Annotated in this window: 2 rRNA genes; both read left to right on the forward strand. The window is 52.9% G+C overall.

Annotated features, from left to right (window positions below):
• Window positions 1-115: ribosomal RNA gene (locus APT89_RS00055) — 23S ribosomal RNA — on the forward strand; the annotation flags it as partial.
• Between the two features lie 67 nt (window positions 116-182).
• Window positions 183-255 (forward strand): 5S ribosomal RNA (gene rrf / locus APT89_RS00060); the annotation flags it as partial.

Below are 255 nucleotides of genomic sequence, written 5' to 3' on the forward strand. Positions count from 1 at the left end.
TGAGACTTTAAGTCTCCTGAAGGAACGTTGAAGACGACGACGTTGATAGGCCGGGTGTGTAAGCGCAGCGATGCGTTGAGCTAACCGGTACTAATGAACCGTGAGGCTTAACCTTACAACGCCGAAGCTGTTTTGGCGGTGAGAGAGACGATTTTCAGCCTGATACAGATTAACAGAATTTGCCTGGCGGCTTTAGCGCGGTGGTCCCACCTGACCCCATGCCGAACTCAGAAGTGAAACGCCGTAGCGCCGATG

The sequence above is a fragment of the Enterobacter sp. 50588862 genome, from assembly GCF_001462935.1.
GTDB lineage: Bacteria > Pseudomonadota > Gammaproteobacteria > Enterobacterales > Enterobacteriaceae > Enterobacter > Enterobacter bugandensis.